The 18426-nt window shown below is 48.8% G+C and carries 11 protein-coding genes and 1 pseudogene; 11 read left to right on the top strand and 1 reads right to left on the bottom strand.

Going from position 1 to position 18426, the window contains the following annotated elements:
* Nucleotides 1-2: 2 nt before the first annotated feature.
* Nucleotides 3-887, bottom strand: coding sequence for a hypothetical protein (locus AC3IUE_RS33530; RefSeq protein ID WP_489269132.1), 885 nt, complete (start codon nucleotides 885-887; stop codon nucleotides 3-5).
* Between the two features lie 77 nt (nucleotides 888-964).
* On the opposite strand from AC3IUE_RS33530, the gene AC3IUE_RS33525 reads away from it, so the two are divergent.
* The 11 genes and pseudogenes from AC3IUE_RS33525 to AC3IUE_RS33475 all read left to right on the top strand — a co-directional run bounded on the left by AC3IUE_RS33525 (nucleotide 965) and on the right by AC3IUE_RS33475 (nucleotide 18426).
* The gene (locus AC3IUE_RS33525) at nucleotides 965-1555 is read left to right on the top strand and encodes a hypothetical protein (RefSeq protein ID WP_489269130.1); all 591 of its coding nucleotides are present in this window, start codon (nucleotides 965-967) and stop codon (nucleotides 1553-1555) included.
* A 65-nt stretch (nucleotides 1556-1620) separates the two neighbouring features.
* Nucleotides 1621-3192 (top strand): YqaJ viral recombinase family protein, encoded by a 1572-nt coding sequence (locus AC3IUE_RS33520; protein WP_489269128.1) that lies wholly within the window; start codon nucleotides 1621-1623, stop codon nucleotides 3190-3192.
* A gap of 10 nt (nucleotides 3193-3202) precedes the next feature.
* Nucleotides 3203-4546, top strand: a complete 1344-nt coding sequence (locus AC3IUE_RS33515; protein ID WP_489269126.1) for a hypothetical protein — start codon at nucleotides 3203-3205, stop codon at nucleotides 4544-4546.
* Nucleotides 4547-4593: 47 nt separating this feature from the next.
* A complete protein-coding gene (locus tag AC3IUE_RS33510; RefSeq protein WP_489269124.1) occupies nucleotides 4594-12426 on the top strand; it encodes an N-6 DNA methylase in 7833 nt (2610 codons plus the stop codon).
* Between the two features lie 150 nt (nucleotides 12427-12576).
* Complete coding sequence (locus AC3IUE_RS33505) at nucleotides 12577-13089, top strand: DotD/TraH family lipoprotein (RefSeq protein ID WP_489269122.1); 513 nt, start codon at nucleotides 12577-12579, stop codon at nucleotides 13087-13089.
* Complete coding sequence (locus tag AC3IUE_RS33500) at nucleotides 13086-14102, top strand: hypothetical protein (protein ID WP_489269120.1); 1017 nt, start codon at nucleotides 13086-13088, stop codon at nucleotides 14100-14102. The genes AC3IUE_RS33505 and AC3IUE_RS33500 overlap by 4 nt, the downstream gene beginning before the upstream one ends.
* Nucleotides 14099-15958 carry a hypothetical protein gene (locus tag AC3IUE_RS33495; RefSeq protein ID WP_489269118.1) on the top strand — a complete coding sequence of 620 codons (1860 nt, stop codon included), beginning with the start codon at nucleotides 14099-14101 and terminating at the stop codon, nucleotides 15956-15958. Before AC3IUE_RS33500 ends, AC3IUE_RS33495 begins: the two co-directional genes overlap by 4 nt.
* A gap of 8 nt (nucleotides 15959-15966) precedes the next feature.
* Nucleotides 15967-16041: pseudogene (locus AC3IUE_RS33490) on the top strand (prepilin-type N-terminal cleavage/methylation domain-containing protein); the annotation flags it as partial.
* Between the two features lie 156 nt (nucleotides 16042-16197).
* Nucleotides 16198-16995, top strand: a complete 798-nt coding sequence (locus AC3IUE_RS33485) for a hypothetical protein (RefSeq protein WP_489269690.1) — start codon at nucleotides 16198-16200, stop codon at nucleotides 16993-16995.
* Nucleotides 16996-17006: 11 nt separating this feature from the next.
* Nucleotides 17007-17621 (top strand): type II secretion system protein, encoded by a 615-nt coding sequence (locus AC3IUE_RS33480; RefSeq protein ID WP_489269116.1) that lies wholly within the window; start codon nucleotides 17007-17009, stop codon nucleotides 17619-17621.
* A gap of 13 nt (nucleotides 17622-17634) precedes the next feature.
* Complete coding sequence (locus AC3IUE_RS33475; RefSeq protein ID WP_489269114.1) at nucleotides 17635-18426, top strand: hypothetical protein; 792 nt, start codon at nucleotides 17635-17637, stop codon at nucleotides 18424-18426.

Below are 18426 nucleotides of genomic sequence, written 5' to 3'. Positions count from 1 at the left end.
AGTTATTCCTTGGGAGGTTTTCTCACTAGGGGTTTGGCTGTTGGACTTTTTGAAGTTACGCCCGAGTCCTTCTGAGCAACGCGTTTTTTGGGAGCCGTTTCAGATCTGATTTTCGTCAGGTGTCGTTTCCATCCACCTTTCTTCCAGACAATGTTGGGCGGATCTACCAAGCGACTCTCTGCCTCCACCTCAACCAGGTGTTTGATAGAGAACCAGTTATTGGGGTCAGCGCTCACGATCCGATCAATCATGTAGATGAGGTTTCTGACCGTCTGTGAGGCCTTTTCCAATCCTTCCTTTTGAAGTCTGAAATATTGGGACTGTTCACAGCCTAGCAACGGGCCAAGATGAGGGGCCTTGAAGGTAGGATCGATAGCGCGAATCTTGGCAGAAAGCTCTGGGAGTTCAGGTGGCCGGTGTAGTGGAATGAACTCGGTATAAACACCACAGATACGGACAAGTATGGAGAGCGAGGCAGTCAATTCCTTCTCGCCATTTTTGGCTTTGTTATAGAGACCGGTAGAGTTCACACCCAACACAGAGACAAGCTCAGCCGGTGCCAGGTGCAGGCATTTCTGCAACACCTTCAGATCGTTGCCGTGTAGCAGGGAAGGTGAGAGGAAGGATGCGAACTCGGGGGACGTGCGCTCCTTCAAGCTCTTATTAGCGTCACTTTCACCGTGAATGATATTCTTCACGTCCTCAAGCTTCGCCCATCTGGCTGGATTTTTTGCTTGAAGGGTCGAAATAAGCGTTAGTAATTGTTTTTCATCTTCAGGAACTTCGCTCGCTGCTGATGGTAGAACAGAGGTACCGCCCGACAATTCAGGGCCTGTTTCTGCATTTTGCTTGGCGCCGCCTGCATCATCTGGCAAATTGCTATTCATTTTTCGGCTCAAGTAATTTGTGAGTCTGGATTTTCTACCATATTATTACATCAAATAGATGTTGTGAAGGAAACGCTGTGTCCAAGGTCAGATTGGAAACCGTCCTCTACTACCGTGGCGGACAGGATCGTCGCCCAATAGAAAAAGAGATCCCCCTTAAGGGGCTGGATGGGCTTTTTCGCAATGTGAGCTTTCCCACAAAAGGCCCGACCTTCCTCTATGGGAACAACAACCCCGCAACGGCCCATCTCTTGAAGCAGGCCGCGCAGAACAAGTCCTGCGCCGCCCTGGTGGAGATCGATGTCGACATCGGGAAGTGGCATCGCCACAAGACCGACTTGACCGACAATCCAGAGTGCGGACTCCAATTCACCCAGTTTCTGTCAGTCATGCGAGCGAAAAAAGATCTCCTTGAACTGATTTCTAAGATATGGGTACAGAATATCGATCCAGGTGAGGATACCGAGTGGCCACGCGGCCCGACGGTCAAGCCGTTCCTGTTGGATAGGCTCGTTGAGCACGCTGAGTTTAAGGGCCTTGCAGTGATTGCATACCCGGTACTCACACACGAGGTAGGTGTTATTCAATGTGCTACGGTTTTCAATACCGATAACATTCAAAGCTACGACGGCGGGTATCTGTTGCAGGAGACTGACATTACCCTCTAGAATCAGGATCAGGGGGTCATTCCCCTTTTCTTTTACCTGCATACACTACGGTATAATATAATTATATGGAAGTGTCACAGATCATCAAAAACCTGCCACAGGCTTCTCAGATCTCTGAAGAGGCCCAAAAGCGCTGGCTTGCCCATATTTCTCGTTTTCAGGCTGATAGGTCTGCCTGGCATGCCAAACGGCTATTCGGCCTAGGTGGTTCGGAGATCGGTGCTGTCTTGCGCCATTTTCTGGAGTTGCATGAGACAGGTTTCAGTGACGCTCAGGAAGTGGTTGAGTCGAAATTAATGTTGCGTATGCCACTAGGCGACAACCCTCACCTAAAGCGCGGTAGGGTTCTCGAATCATTGGCTAGACTGGCATTTTTGTTGAAGTACCAAAGTAAGGTAGATCTCGCATCACTCAAGGCAGTCAACGAGGCACCAAAGCGTCGTGGGTATGAATGGCTCCAAGGGAACCCCGACGATATCGTCATCCTTCCAAATGGCATGCGGGCGCTGCCCGATTACAAGGTGCCTGGAACATTTGATACTGATATCGCTTATGACTATAAGGCCCAGCTACACCACTACGATCTTATTGCCAAATCGGCCGGGATTGAAATTGATCAGCTGATTCTCGCGAAACTAGATCTTGCCCCTGAAATAGCCACATCCCTCGTTAACAAAATTGAGCAAGGGAGAATGCAGCCCCACGAGTTAAGGGAGATCGCAGCTGTCATCGCCAAGGCAGATGTGCCGGGAATGAGGGTGGTCGGTATTATTGTCCCAAGGGAGCGTGACCTACAGGTCAATATTATCGAGTGCGGCAAACACGTCTGGAATGACTACATCTTGAAGGGGCAGATTCCGCAAATTCGGGCCCCAAAAACTGAAATGATTCCACTGCCCAAAGCAGAACAGCTCCAACTTGCACGTTATCAACAACAATATGCACTGGCTAAGGCGGGTGAAAAACAACTTAAAGCCATCGCATCTGCAAGCGAAGATGCGATGAAAGAGTTGGTATCGCAGTTTGATGTAACAGATTACCGGCTACCGCTCAGCTGGGTAAAGTTAAAGCAAGAGAGCGAATACGATGATGATCAACTTGTGCAGGAAGCTATTTCTCGCGGCGCAAATGAGTCCGAAATTAGTACGGAGGTAACTGATTATGATCAGGAAGCCCTTGTCGCGGAAATCAGGCGCCTAAATGGTGATGCCAATGCTTTGCATCTATTCAAGTCACCCAAAATAGATCCGAGGAAGGCAGAGTCCTACCTGAATGACTTAGAGGTGCCCCTCGATAGGTTTAAAGTCAGTAATGTGAAGGTGGCGTTGAGTAGAACTAATGTTGATAAAGAGAAAATTAATGCACTAGGTGAGGAATTTAGCAGCCGTTTTAAAGTTTGGCTTCATGATGTGCAAGGCATATCTGACACTACTAGCAAAGAAGATGATGGTGACGTCTTTGTGTTGAACCCTGAGGCTGAGTTTACTAATGAAACCTTCAAGGTGAGCCTTGAGGAGTTGTCGTTGATCGATGGTTTAAACGATCTTCAGGATTATATCCCTGAGCTCGTTTCCAACGATGACATTGTGCATGAAGAGGTACGGTTCCGCGCTAATGGGCGTGGGCCTTCTATGTGAGGACAGGCAAATGAGCGGTCAATCAGCAGATGAATTAATCTCCAAGTTCGAACAGGATTTGAAGAGTGCGACAAGCAAGTCATCCGCCAAATATTTCTTAATGTCAGTTGACTCTGTAAAGGAATCAAGAGCTGATAGGGATCAACTTTTAGTGACGGGCGTCCGGGTTGATACCGGACAAAATGTTGCGGTTGTCACAAAAAAATCGGAAGGCGGGCAATACATTCCAGAGGTAGGCGGGGTGATGCGTGCAGATAAAGTGGCGCTGATGCAGTCGGCCGATCTGAGTGTGACCCGCTATTCCGCGCAGTACTTTCATGCTTACGGTGTGAATGACAGATGCCTGCATGCCGTAGTTCAGTGCCGCCCACCGTACCAGGACACTGAACAGAAATGGAATGCGAACGTACAGGTTCTTGATCACGAGGGCCCCTCTGTTCACATACGGACAGTGGAAGAATTCGACAAATTCGTCCTTGCACTGCTGAGACCGTGGGCTTGGAAAAATCCAGGTAAGTGTACTCATGACGTCATGGGCAACCCTTTGTGGGATCAGGAGGGTGCGCGTGGAATATCTCCTATGGTTCATATCAAGATGATGGGTGGGGAAAAGGTTTTAACCCAGATCTACGGTAAGGCATGTGTATCGACACCTGATGGACAAACACGTTTGCCCTCGGTACCGGAGTCAAGAGCGGTGCTTGAGAAGAGCGCCAGCTTTCAAAAAGTACGTGCGATGTTTGATCATGAGGCAGTTAAGGCGCTTGGGTTGGTGCTTGTGCCCGGAATTTCCGTGGGTGTAGGCCGGGCGAGTATTGCCCATGGTCAGGAGCGGTACCTCCGTAATCCTGATGGTTGGGATTGGACGCATGACAGCGAAGGCCACGATGCCGAGAAGCAATATTCGGTAACTCGTGGTTATCGTAGTGGCATGATTCATCTGAAAAAATCAGAGAAAGGAGCTTGGGTGGTTGTCGATGCGAATCCATCGGCCCTAACTCGTTTGTCTGCTTGGGGGCCAAAAAGCACCGTGGAAATTGAGTTTGAGCGTGGAGGGCCGCTGGCAAAGCAGGCTCAATCGCAGGAGCAAGCTATCAAGCAACCTATCAAGCCCACTTCAGCAACAGCCTCACGACCTGCCCCTCAATCTGTGGAAACGCCTAGATCGACGGTTCAAGAGACTGACTCAGATGTAACCCAGTACGGTACTGACCTTGTGCATAACGGCGTGGAATCAAACCAAGCCGGGTCAGATGCTGTTCAACCTTCTGCATCGAATGCTCTGGAAGATATTCTCGCGGAAGCAGAACAACTAGCCAAAACACGCCGTGGCATTCCGCAATTCAGAATGTAATTAGAGTCTGAGTCCTGTGCTCGTGCACAGTATTTGCAGGGGATTTTATGAATAAAGTTTGGCTTGATATGAGCCCTTATGGGCTTCACTTGTTTCTCGCTAGGGGGGCTAATCCTAGTGACCATTTCATCGCGTTGACAGGCGCTGGCATTGAAGATAATAAAAAGTTGCTCTCGGACTTGGGTTTTGTTCATGACTCAAGGACTCAGTTCAATAAACCTGGCGGTAATAGGTACTGGATATGCCCTGCAAGTAGCATCACACTGAGCTCGATTCGCGGGGCATTTCCATACTCAGAAGTAAAGGAAATGCCAATTGAAAGCATTTTTCCTGCGGCTCAACCGAAACGCGTTCCAGCCAAAGCCGCTACAAGCGCAGCTGTAACCGTTTCCTCTACGCCGCCACCTTCTGGTTCGCCTGGTCGCGATAAAACTGTTCCAACAGCGACTAATGAACCTTCTAGTGGAAAACTAAGTGCCAAATATTTGTCTGAGTCTTCAGCTCGCCTGAAGATTCTCGAAGACCTAATTAGTAAAGAGATTGAAGCCGGTGAAGGTTTTGATGGCTTTATTGAGAAGTACTTTGATCAGTCGGGCTCGCAGCGTCGGCACACACCGTATTTCTCGAATGGCAGGGTAGATATAAGTCTTGCATTTGATGATCTTTTGGCCTTTGGCTATCAAGTTGATGGTCAACCTGAGTTTGAACTATTTTGGAAAAAGATTCAGAGCAAAACGCATGAAATCTTACCGGTTGAGCCGTTAAACACAGTCCTTACACAACCCAGTCATCCAGAGTCCATTCCGCAGGCTGTTGATAATATACTCTCGGATGAGCTTCAGCCAGTAAAGTGGTTTGGTTCTAAGGAAAAAGCTGATAGTTTCATCGATAAAAAGAAGCTGGCTCAAACCCACGAAGTGGTGTTCGACGGCCGCTCACGCTGGGAAATACGGCTACTGCCTTCACCTTCAGAAGATGCTATTCCTGCTGTTACAGTAATCAGTTTTGATGTTCATATTGAAAGGCTTGTGACAGAGACCCTGAGCTCTGGGCAAAATGCGGCTCGTGAACTTTTCTCTAACATTGTAAAAACAAACAATCTTTCACCCAGCGATCAGATTGAAATTAAACACAAATTTCAAACTGCACTCAAAGAAGTCCTCACGAGCCGTGAATCTTCCATTCTTGATCCGGTCACTAATGTAGAGCGGAAATCGTGGGAAATCCCGCTTGATGAATTCACCAAAAATCCAGAGGCAAATCCATTTTTCACAGCCTCATATACAGAGAATGCACAATCCAACTACATCCGCGATGTGCATGCCTATCATCAGGACGCAGTATCCAGCGCGTTGGTTGAAGGAATGCCTGTTCCGGCGCTGGTGAGTCAAGATTACGCGCAGTCGATCATCACGGTTACCACCATCGAGTCCCTGTCGAATGTGATTTCAGCTGGCGTCCGCGCGTATATCGCCGAACCAGATGGAAATGGGCGAACCGTATGGATCGAGGAAGCCGCTGATACCTGGCAAGCACGCGAAATGGTAGATGACTCACCAGGCGTAGTGATCGGCGTCAGCCACTCTTCAAAATCCAACGCTGGTGGGAAGCCGGGATTTGTGGCTCGACTAGTAGTGGAAAGGAAGTACTTTCAGGCCCCTAGTAACGATGTTGATCTCTCTGTTCCAAGCGTGGCAGAACCAACGGATGATCCTCGTGAACAGGAGTTGTACGACTTTCCAGAGGTTCAAAGCTGGCCAGACGAGCGAGTTGATCATTTCAAAAGTGTTCTGAGCGAATCCCCTCCACCAGTGGAAATACCAGCTGGATGGATAGTGATGAATTGCACAAGGCCTTTGTTAGGCCAAGTATTCATCGAGAATGGCCCATACCTATCAGGTCGCTACTATGTGGGCATTGATCCGAAAGATTCGGTGTCAGCTGCCTACATACAAAAAAACTACGAATTGGATGCGTCAGTAGTTTTGGCTGCAAGTGTCGAAACACAAATTCATCTCGCTTTAATTGATAATAAATACAAATCCAGATATCTGGCATTGGATCATGCTGAACGCATTGATGCCCTTAGTCCTCTTATATCGTCATTTAAAGGAAAGTCAGTCGGGAAGATAAAGTCCCTTATTTATAGCGCTTTGGTCGGGCACAAGAGCTCGAAAACAGAAGCACCTGATTCTGGCTCAAATGCAGTCATAGCCGGTGTTGATGGGGGGGACCACGCGCTTACTGTCGTTGACCAATTAACCAGAGTGCAACCCCAATCACAAAGCAATCTCTCGGGAGAACCTTCAAATGTCTTCAACAACGCAAGAACATCAACTGTCGTTAACCGTGGACGTTCTGATGTTAACGGAACTCCAACCGATGGGGTTTTGGGCCTCGACCTGCCATCAATTGATGCTGAACCTTTGTCCAGGTCACCTGGTGGAGTTGAGCCGGGCGGGAGGGCTACAAAACCATCTCCAACACCAACAGCAGTCTCTGAAGGCGGAGGCTCATCAGCTGGTGAAAAACTGGAAGCGAAGCAATCCACTACCGGTGGATCAGGACACAGTGTATCTGGCCAGAACAGCTTGGGAGAACGCATCGAAGCAGTACGCTCGCGAGGTACTGCTAGACGAGCTGAGCAAGAGTTATCAGCTACTAGCGGGGGAGACCAAAAACTAGAAGGTTTGCCAAGTGGAGTTAGGACGTGGACTGGTCTGACTGTTGCCGATTTGGCATATACCACGGGTGAAAACCTCAATACCGCAGCACACGTTCAGACAGCAATCAAAACCCTGTTGAGGCATGAGGCGGGTGACAAGCTCTCCAATGCAGAACGTTCAACCCTAGCGGCATTCAGAGGCTGGGGGGGGGTAGCAGGTGCCCTGAGAACGGATAACAAACGTGACTATGAAAACCGTTTGGGTAAGGAAACTGCTGCACTGCTTGGCCTACAACCCGAATCGTTCAACCAACAGGTGTTGAATAATCGGCTGGAAAGCTATTACACACCTGGCAGCTATGGCTCTGCCATTTGGCAGGCAATTCAACATCTCGGCGTGAGATCTGATGCCCGTGTGCTCGATGCTGGTTGCGGCGGCGCGATTTTCTTCGCAAGCGCTCCGGCCGAGTATCAACGTGATGCAACTTTAGTAGGGGTGGAATGTGATCCTATCGCTGCCCGATTCGCTCGGGCTATAGCCCCTGAAGCTAAAATCATTGAAAAGAAATTCGAAAACGTCGTTCTATCAAAAGATGGGTTTGACTGTGTTTTAGGTAATGTGCCGTTTGGTGAGACGAAAATCTTCGATAAGGAGATGGGTGAGTCACTTCATATTCATGATTATTTCATCCTCAAGAGCCTGAAGCATCTGAAGCAAGGCGGCATCATGTCCGTCATTACTTCGTCGGGCACAATGGACAAACAAGATCCAGCGATTCGTCGCATGATTATGGATCAAGCGAACTTGGTTGCAGCTTACCGGTTGCCGGTCCAGTCGTTTGAAGACCAAAAAGCATCTGTAACCACGGATATTTTGATTTTACAAAAAAGGCCGAAGGGAACACTTGCGGATTATGATTTCAGTTCGACTGATGAGGTCGAGGTTTTTACCTCGGATAGAAGCCAGAGCAAAAATGTAAGCCTGAACCGATACTTTGTTGATAACCCGGAGAATGTACTCGGTAAGAACCAATTGGTTGGTAGCGCTTTTGGTCCTAAATATTCAGTTCAGTTAAACCTTGCTGCATTAATGCAAGAGCAGGGACGGGATTACAATCCCTATAACGAGAACAACCAAGCGGTAAAGCATGCTGCGATAGCTACTGCTATTTGTAGTCGTATTAGCTTGCTGCCTAAAGATCTTGTACTCAGGACTGAATGGCCTCGTGACGAGGGTTTCAGCTTCATGAGCACTGAGCCTGGCGCCCTCGATGAGTCGGCGTTCCTCATGCCTCACTATGACGGATTGATTGGGGACTACACCTTCAATGAAGGAAAGCTCATAGAGATAATCGATATTCTGCCTGTCTTTGATGATGACGGAATATTGATATCGCAATCCTATGTGGCTCAGCCGTTGAGTTATATGAAGCCAGGTGAGCAGAGCCTGATCAGCGACTACATTCCTTTAAGGCAAGCTACTAGACGATTGGTGCAAGCTCAATTAACTGGTAATGATGACTCGCTCCTGCTAGAGCAGAAAGCCGTCACACAGCAATACAATCAGTTCGTTACAAAGTACGGACCAATTAACTCGACTAAAGTCTCTCGCGTTATTGAAGATGACAGCGGTAGCGCTGAGGTGGCCGCGCTAGAGGTGTGGGACGAGAAAGAAAGCGTAGTGGTTCAACTGGCTGATATTTTTACCAAGCGCGTGGTGAATCCGGAAAAGGAACATACCGTTGTAGAAAGTACCAGTGATGCTCTGGCATTAAGCATTGATAGGAAGGGGCGAATTGACTTCGGGTACATGCAGGGGATCAGTAACTTTAGTTATGAAGAGTTGGTCTCTGGTCTGGTAGGGAACGATATATTTAAAAACCCCGAAACTGAGGAATTCGAGCTTCGCAATCAGTATCTGTCAGGCAATGTAATCAAAAAACTGCGTATAGCTGAACAGATTGCTGCTATTGATCATGAGTACGCGGTTAACGTATCCTCTCTAAAAGATGTTCTTCCTGACAAAATTCCTTTCGAAGAGATCACTATAAGGATGGGTGCCGGTTGGATACCTGCGGATCACGTGCGGCAGTTCACAACAAGCCTTTTTAAATGTTCCGAGCTTGGTGAAGTAGATTTTCGTGTCCGTCATATTCCCAATGCGAGTCTTTGGTCTGTCGAAGTATCGAACGGATTTAAACGTAACAACGAGCAAGCTCGAACGACTTTGTACGGTCACAAGTCGGCAAGTTATGAAAGCTTGCTAGAGAAACTTCTAAATGGGTCTAGACCAACCCATAAGCATGAAGTTGATGGCCGAATGGTCGTTGATGAAGAAGCGACACTGCTTTCCAGTGAAATGCAAAAAAAAATAAATGACGAATTCAATACCTGGGTTGCAAGTGATAAGCAGCGAATAATTCAATACACGGATCTGTATAACGAAGCGAACAATATTTTCGTAGTACCTAAGGCTGACGGTTCGCGGCTGACATTCCCTGGTCTATCACCTTCGTGGGCACCAAGGGCCCATCAGAGTGGTGCTGTGGCGATGTCGATGATGGGGTACAACTTCCTCGCTGCGCACCCAGTTGGTTCGGGTAAAACATTCGAGGAGATTGCCATTGCAGTGAAGCTCAAGCAACTTGGTATTGTTACAAAGCCTGCTGTTGCTGTGCCAAATCATATGCTTGGACAAATTGCGCGTGAGGCCAAGCAAATGTTTCCCGCCGCCAAAATCCTCATGATTACGCAAGAGGATTTGCGTGGTAAAAGCCGCAAACGGTTTTTGTCCGTGGCACGGAATAACGATTGGGATTTGATTGTGATGACTCACAGTATGCTCAATCAAATATCGGCCCCTAGGCAAATTGTGGAAGGCTATTACACGGCGCAGATTGCAGAAATCGAGACGGTAATTAGCAATTGCGATTCTATACGGCTGGAGCGACAGCTCATCGCCAAGCGGAAAACGGTCGAAAACAAGCTAGATAACCTTCGCCAAGATCTTGATGCCGAGGAGCGGGTTGGTGCACGAGTTTACATCGACGAACTCGGTATCGACCTTTTAAACGTTGACGAATGGCATCTGTATAAAAATCTTGAATTGAACAGCAGTATGAATGTGTTGGGCGTTACCAACTCGGGCTCCCAGCGTGCGACAAATCTGCATCAAATTAGTTTGTATTTCCAACAGCACTGGAAGAAGCCTTTCGGTCTGAACGGTTTCACAGGTACTGTCATTTCAAACACAATGTGCGAACTCTTCGTTCATAACAAAATGCTCAGGCCAGATCTTCTCGAAGAAATGGAAATATTCAGTTTTGACGATTGGGCATCTCGATTCGGTGAGGTTGTGACGAGCCTCGAAGCGTTGCCGGAAGGTGGTGGTTACAAGGTCAGCGAGCGTTTTGCTAAGTTCATCAACCTCCCTGAAATGCTTTCGTTGTTCAGGTCGTTTGCAGACGTGCGAAGCAAGGAAGAACTTAACCTTCCGACGCCAGAAGTGACTACAGAGGTTGTGAGCGTCCCACCAACATTGTGGCAGCAGGCTTACATGAAGCACCTTGCGAACCGTGCTATTGCCGTTCGTAACATGCAGGTGTCACCTTCAGTCGACAACCTGTTGAAAATCTCTACAGATGGGAGGAAGGCTTCGCTTGATATGCGTCTCTGCGAGGCTGATCTCCCGGATGATTGCTCGTTGAAGCTAGCCACAGCTGCGACGAATATCCATGCAGTATGGGAGCGGTTCACTGAACAGAAAGCTATTCAGCTTGTGTTCCTCGATTTGGGTACACCAGGAAAGGGGAAAGAGTTCGTAGCTTACGATGCTATAGGCGACGATCTAATCGCTAAAGGCATCCCCAGAGGAGAAGTGGAGTTTATCCATAACTTCAAAACTCCCGAGGCAAAAGAGGATGTATTTGAGCGCGTGCGTTCCGGCAAGGTACGGGTGTTGCTTGGCTCAACTGAAAAGATGGGGGTGGGCACTAACGTGCAAGATCGATTGGTAGCCATCCACCATATTGATACGGGTTGGAACCCTGCCGCCATCGAGCAACGCCGTGGGAGAGGCGAGCGCCAGGGCAACAAGTTTTTTGACCAAATCTATGAGTTTCGCTACACCACAATCGACTCGTTCGATCTGTTCATGTGGGAGACGAATAAGCGCAAAGCGAATTTCATCAACCAGGCACTCGCAGATCCGAAGCATGCTGGGCGCGAGGTTTCCGAGGAAATGGATCTCGGCTACGCGGAGGTGCTGGCGGTAACCACTGGTAATCCGTTGATACGTGAAAAGGTGATGACCGACGATAAGGTCACCAAGCTCCAGCGGCAGCAACGGTCATGGGCGTCAGAAAAAAGCCGCATTGACGAAGCTTTGAACAACTGCGAACGCCGACTTTCATGGGAGAAGCGAGAACTCAAGGAGCTGACTTTGGCTTCAGGGTACCTACCCACCACCACCTTCAAGCCTGTCGAAATCCAAGGATCGATCTCGGGCCTTCAGGATGGAGACACCTCGTGGCTTTACGCAAAAGAAGTGGGCACCGCACTTTCAGACAGACTTCCATTTTTAGAAGCCAGATTAATGAGATCAATGGATAAAGCGGTTCCACTGAAGGTTTCCGTAGGAGCTATTGAGCTTCACTTGAGCATGGAGCGCCTGGGGGCAGGTATCCATTTCGCCATCCAACCAATGGTTGACGGCGAGCTGCTAGCCATCGCCCAGCGGAAAGTCAGGTTGGGCATTTCAAAAGACCCCGTATCGATGGGGCGAGCTGTAAGGGAGCTGTATGAGCTTGGTGGTTACATTGTGGAGAGCACAGAGCGGAATGTGAAGAAATGCGAGGCTGAAGTTGAACGACTGCTCGGCGGGTCTGTGCGGACTGATCGTTGGGTCGGTGAGCCTGAGTTGGTTCAAGCCTTGGCGCGGCAATCGGAACTCAATCGGCATTTTGCTACCCAGGTTGCAAGCCTGGCTTCGACTGACGATCCGTATCTGGAAATGCTTGAGGAATACCGTAGTCAAATCGCTACGCAACTCGAAGAAAGCGCATTTCTTGCCATTGACCACCACGGGGCACCTGACCATCAGCAAGGTTTGCTTCTCGAATCTACGCCATCAGGAAGTAATCAACTGCCGAATAACTATTCTGAAACGGAGTTTGCGTTGAGTGAAAGCCGTTATGAAAGGATGACCCTTCGCTGATGGATCGCTGAGCGTTTCCCTCCTAAGGCCCCAAAATCGGGGCCTTTTTTATGTTGAGTGTCTGAAAACCTTAACAACCCCCGCGCTTTGGTTGACAAGGATCGGCAGGCTGATAACATCGGCATAATATATCGATACCGAAGTAAACCAATGCGATCACTACCGAAAGCCCTGATTCTTTGCTCAATCGTGTTCCTTGGAGCTTGTGCGGGTAAGAGCGCTGAACAACCGCTGATGTCGGAAACCGACCCAGCAGTGATGGCCCTCAGAGACGCAGCGATGCGTACAGCCCGGTCGAACGAGCAAGCTGCGCTGTCTTCTACGGCCGCGAGAAAGGTGAACCGTGTGACTGAAGAGTACAAGGTTGACCTTAAGCGCCTACCACCTGAGATGCGCCAGCCTTTGCTGCTTGAGAACGGCTTCAATGGTGAGCTGGAGATGTTCGTCACGTCGCTGATGGACGTTATCGGTTGGCCTAAACCCATCGTGCTTGGTGCCAGACCTGCGACTCCCAAAATCATCAGCATGACTGAACAGCGACGGCCGCCTGCTGAATGGCTTGCCGATGCTGGTTTCCAGGCAGGGAAAGTCGCCGACATCCGAATCAACCCGTCCTTACGCCAGGTGGTGATCAAATACATGGAAGTGGGATCGAGCAAATGACGCGTGCAGATAACAGGAAAATGATGATGTCACCCATTGCGCGCCGACTACTAATTACAGCATCCGCGATCGTTTTTTCTGATTTTGCGATTGCTGGATTCGAAATCGAAGGAACAACTCCGTATGGCAGCGAAAGTACTGCTATGGGGCAGTTCCAGCCATACGAAAAGAAGGGTGCGGCTACCTTTAAAAACCCAGAGCCGGGACTGGTTCCGCAGCAGCGACGCTATGAGAACGCTGAACTTGTCGTAGATCTAGCGTATCAATCTGTCACTCAAACTGGCCCAAGCAAAGCCACGCCTGTCGAGGCCTTTGCAGATGACGTTCCTTTTGCGGAAGCAATGATGATGGTGCTGCCATCGGGATGGCAGCTTTACAAAGATAAGACTTTAGGGAAGTCGGATGTACCGCTGACTATCAGTTTCACGGGTAATAAATCAATGCCTGAGGTCTTGCGTCAGATCGGCGACCGGAACGGATTAAAGTTCCACATTGATTGGTATCAAAACACCGTGATGCTGTCCAAAGGCAGAAGTACTTATGCTAGTGCCAAAGTGATCAAGGTTATCCCTGAGCCAGTTAAAACGGTTGCCCCGGTTGCCCCGGTTGCGCAGACAGTCAAGCCGAAAAGCGACCTGCAACCAAAGCCTGTTGTGTCAACGGGTGGGGGAGCAACTGTAAGTACGCCCGCGCAATCAAAAGTGTTTACGCCTCAAAGCCAGCCTAAAACTGTTTCGACAACACCCGTCGCACCCAAGGCCCCAGTCATTACCACTTTAAACATCCAGCCAGGTTCACTGCGCGCAAACCTAGAAAGGTTGAGCAAAGAAAACGGGTGGAAAGAACCATCGTGGAAAGACGAAAACGACTACATGCTTAAAAGTAGTTTTACTGTCACTGGGAATAATTTCGCAGAAGCGGTAACCAAGCTTCTGTATTACAACCCAACAGTTGAAGCCGAAGTGAATACCGCCGAACTAAAAATCTATGTTTTTGAGGGGAAAGGTAAATGATGCGGAAAATTTGTATTTTTACCTTGTCGTTTGCATTCGTTGTCGCCACGGGTTGCACCACTCATATTGGTAGCGAATCGGGGAAAGTCAAAGAGTTCAATACTGAAATTGATGAACTCAAGGCAAAGATGAATGCAACGGGTAACCAGCGGGTGCGCATCAGCAATATTCCTATGGCTGGCGAGCCGGTCAAAATTCCGAAGCACCAGTGGCTGAAGAATATTCGTCTTTCGTTGCCAGTTGCAAAAAACAACCCTGGCATTAGCGGGCGTGCTTTGGCGGAGATGCTGCGGAGCAAAGGCGTCAACGTAATGTCTTCTCTGGCTCTTGAGAACTACACCTATTCTGGATTCGGCGTAACGAACGTTGATGGTGAGACAGCCATGCGGCTGCTGTTCACCCCAATGGGACTCGACTACGTTATTAACGACGATGGCCAATTCGTCGCTATTGTCCCTATGCGCTCACGTACCTGGTATTTGAAGCTGGGTGCCCGCAAAACCTCCTACAAAAACGGCACGATCTCCGGCAACGTCGGCTCGTCATCTTCAGGTGGCAGCGGAGGCAGCGGTGGGTCGTCAGGCGGCAGCGCCATGGGCGGCGGTAGTGGCGGTGCAAACTCAAACCTTGTCGGGGGTGTGTCGACCGGGGTTGATACGGGTACGGGCAAGATTGAAATCGAAGGCAAGTTCTGGGAGAACTTGGATAAGCAGTTGGCAAGCATGCTCAAGCAATGCATACCAACTACATCCTCGGTCACCCCTGTGAGCGTCGGCGCGAGCCTGCCTCCACTACCGCCAGAGCTGTCAGGCAGCTTGGGCGGTCCTATGGCCCCACCGTCTGTAAACCTCCTAGCGGCACAACCAGCGGTATCAGCTGGTGGAACGACGACTCAAGAGCTGTGTTCCGAACAAACGATTGGTAACTACAGCACTAACCCTGATACCGGGGCTATTACTGTCCAAGCACCTCACTGGGTTATGACCCAGGTCGATGAACTGATCAAGCGGGTCAAGAACGATAACGGCGCGGTCATGGTGTACGAAGGCATGTTGATCATGGTTTCGACTACACGTGATAAAAGTGAGGGCCTCGATCTCCAAGCGTTTGCCACCTTTGCTGGTGGTAAGTACGGGATGGTTGTGAATAACAACGCACTGGGTGGTGTGACGGTCTCACCACCATCCACCGGCAACCCTCCTGCGGTTACACCTGGTGATCAAGGTGTAATTGGCAACACTTTCCTCGGCTTGCAAAAATTAACTGGGAACCCAGCCCAGATATTCCTTGCATACCTAGAAGCAAACGGAAACTTTACGGTAAAGCAGAAACCTCGTTTGGTAACAACCAATGGCGTGCCTGGCGAGTTTGCTCAATATGAAACCCAGTATTACAACCAGATCGTTCAAAACACATCATCAGGGGCTTCTGGCGGTGCACTGGTTGGTACAACGAACCAGCTAGTGCCATTCAAAACAGGAGCTTTGCTGCGGATCGTCCCAACGTACGATGCCGAAGAGCAAACCGTACGATCTCCAATTACATTCACTCAGTCGATACAGACCGGTGTATTCCAGTCGGTCCAATTCATCACTGGATCTGATGGCAAAACTGAACAGATACCTTCGCCTATCCCGAAAATTCGAGATAGTAACTTTTCCGGTGAAGTGCTGATGCGCGATGGGGACATGATCATTCTGGGTGGCCAGGTGAGCGAGTCTAATGAAAGCTCTGGCTCAGGTATTCCTGGTTACAACGCTGAAGGCAATTTCCTTTCCGGCTTAATGGGTAAGAAATCGCATAAGGATGCGGTAAGTACCTATTACCTCGCTCTCACACTAAAAATCAATAAGTAGAGGTTATTGTGAGAAGGAGAAGTGCGGGGTTTACGCTCATTGAGTTGATTATCTGTGTGGTCGTCTTCGGTGTGATTTTGGTGATGCTCGCGCCTTTCATGTCTCAGTTTCTACAACTCCGAGAAATGGAAAATCGGGATAGAAACTCGTTGGCAATTCAACGAGTTTCCACAGCGATTACAAGCTTTTCCCGGAATACAAATAACGGACGTTTGCCTGCACCGTATTCAGGCAGTGGGATGAATAGCACCATATTCAATCCTAATGACACAAGTGCTCCGGGATTAGCGTTGTCACTGGAAATGAGGAACTCTGGTGTAGAGGTGAACTCCATCAATGACGACGGTTCGATCAACCGCAATGTTAGGGTCTATCAGTTAGTGTCAGGGCTTATTTACACTATGCCTTATTATTTCCAAACAGGTACCCAAATTACCTTGACCTATGATGTTGGCGCTATCTATCAGACTACTTGTGGAGTACAGGCCAGCTGCAACACAAGTGTTCCTGGTGATTCCGGTGCGTTTAACGGTTCCAATTTTGCTACATGGGTTCCGTCCGGTAATGACTACGCGGGTGTGGTGATCAGTACTCTGGCAGAACAGAAGCAGATGTTGAGCATGACGATCTCTCGAACAAATACACTTCGGGACAAGCTGAGCAGTGAATTTAACGCAAGGCTTAGGATGGCCGCTGCCAATAGTAGTCAAAATTATTATCCACTGCCGACGAACTCGGGTGCGCCTAACTTTGTTGGGCGTAATCCAGTAACAAACATGGGGTGTCACAACGGTTGGTATAGATTAGATGCGGCTAACGTAAACATTCTCGACTCTATTGGTCTTAGCAGAGAGGAGTTTGGTAGTACCGCTTGGGGTGGCTCAATCGAATACTGCCAAGACTATGACCCAACAGCGCCTAGCACTGCTACGGCAGGTTTGCCGCCACACTACTCGGCTTTACGGTTAAACAAAAATCTTACTGCCGCAGCTCCACCAACCGGTGTCATCGCATCAGATCTAGTTATAACTTTTTAAGGAGATGAACAATGCTTCTTGCAAGCAAGCTTAAACAACGCAGAAACCAAAAGGGATTCACGCTCATCGAATTGATGATCGTGGTAGTAATCCTCGGCATCCTCTTGCTGATGGTGGCAAACCCGTTTAAAGGAACGGCTGATCCTGCGAACGCCAAGGCTATGCGATCATTCGCTAAAGCCACGGCCTCCGCGATTGGCATCATGCATGCTCAGCTCGGTACAGGCACTAACGCACTTTCAAACCCTATTACCAAGTCAGGCTTGACGATGATGGATGTCATCATCATCGGCGAAGACGCGGTAAATGCGAGTTACATTGCGAAGTACCGTGGTTTGAACGCGCGTCCACTCGATACTGATATTACTGTTGTTAGTCGTCCGAGTGGTTCATCACCTGGCTCGTACGCAGTTGTTAACTTTCCTGTGTCATTCCAAGCATCGTGCGCATCTGTGGGCAAAATCTGTCTTCAGTACGATCTGGTACCGTCTGATACGCTTCAGCAGCTCGCACAGGATTTCGGGATTCAATTCGATGCAACGCAAGCTATATCGACCGGTCCGTTGCGATATACCGCAGCTGATGGTGACGGAAAGCACGTTGTCAAAATGATCAGTACGCCATAAGGAGTTCCTGGTAGTGTTTGCCTTCTTATTCATTGCCATCGGGCTGGTGATATTTTCAACCTTAGGTTCGGCCATCGAGCGTGTTCAAGAGCGCTATGATTACTACCGGTCGCAAAGTATCGCCTACCACATCAAAGCCCTCGGTGATGGGTTAAAGCAGCACTATTTTGAATATCCCAATCAAGGATTTCTTAATCCGGCTCTTGTCGCAGCGAGACCGGGTTTTGAACCCCTTCGATTGCACCTGAATGATGTTACTCAGTTTGCAACTACTGTGGGTGTAAATGACTCCCAATGGAAATTCAACAGGTTGGCGCTATGGTTTGAATCCCCAAGGTTGTATTTGGGTAATGCTGACTATTTAAGCGCTAGCTATAATACATGCGGTGTAGGTGACTTTTACACAGCTGATAGCTGGTGCGGCAATGTAAACAGCCTTTGGTTGAAATTTGAAAATCGTGAAAATAAATCTGAATTAATAGTTTCTGAAAAACAACGAATGCAAAGAACGCTGCAAAAATTTCTGCGGCGTTATAGCGATGACGGTAAGTTTTCGACTTTGGGCAATGGGGCATTTATTAACCTGGCTAGCTTAGCTGGTTTCGCTGGTACCGCAGCGAATTGCCAAGGCAATTTTACATACCAAGGTATCCCGCTTGCGTGTGATGATTTCTTCAACTATTGGGGTAATCCAATAGCTTTCAACCAAATTTCAGCAAACCACATAGCACTAGTAAATCGTACTGGCGTTGAGCAGAGCTCTGGTCAATTTATACGCCTTGCTGAAGAAGCTCGCCTGGAGTGA

It is taken from the genome of Pseudomonas sp. GL_093, assembly GCF_057837605.1.
This window is presented reverse-complemented; position numbering and strand designations above follow the sequence as displayed.

Coding starts and splice junctions, on each gene's coding strand:
- AC3IUE_RS33530 (WP_489269132.1), bottom strand. CDS start 887: ATGAATAGCAATTTGCCAGATGATGCAGGCGGCGCCAAGCAAAATGCA.
- AC3IUE_RS33520 (WP_489269128.1), top strand. CDS start 1,621: ATGGAAGTGTCACAGATCATCAAAAACCTGCCACAGGCTTCTCAGATC.
- AC3IUE_RS33515 (WP_489269126.1), top strand. CDS start 3,203: ATGAGCGGTCAATCAGCAGATGAATTAATCTCCAAGTTCGAACAGGAT.
- AC3IUE_RS33510 (WP_489269124.1), top strand. CDS start 4,594: ATGAATAAAGTTTGGCTTGATATGAGCCCTTATGGGCTTCACTTGTTT.
- AC3IUE_RS33505 (WP_489269122.1), top strand. CDS start 12,577: ATGCGATCACTACCGAAAGCCCTGATTCTTTGCTCAATCGTGTTCCTT.
- AC3IUE_RS33500 (WP_489269120.1), top strand. CDS start 13,086: ATGACGCGTGCAGATAACAGGAAAATGATGATGTCACCCATTGCGCGC.
- AC3IUE_RS33495 (WP_489269118.1), top strand. CDS start 14,099: ATGATGCGGAAAATTTGTATTTTTACCTTGTCGTTTGCATTCGTTGTC.
- AC3IUE_RS33485 (WP_489269690.1), top strand. CDS start 16,198: ATGAATAGCACCATATTCAATCCTAATGACACAAGTGCTCCGGGATTA.
- AC3IUE_RS33480 (WP_489269116.1), top strand. CDS start 17,007: ATGCTTCTTGCAAGCAAGCTTAAACAACGCAGAAACCAAAAGGGATTC.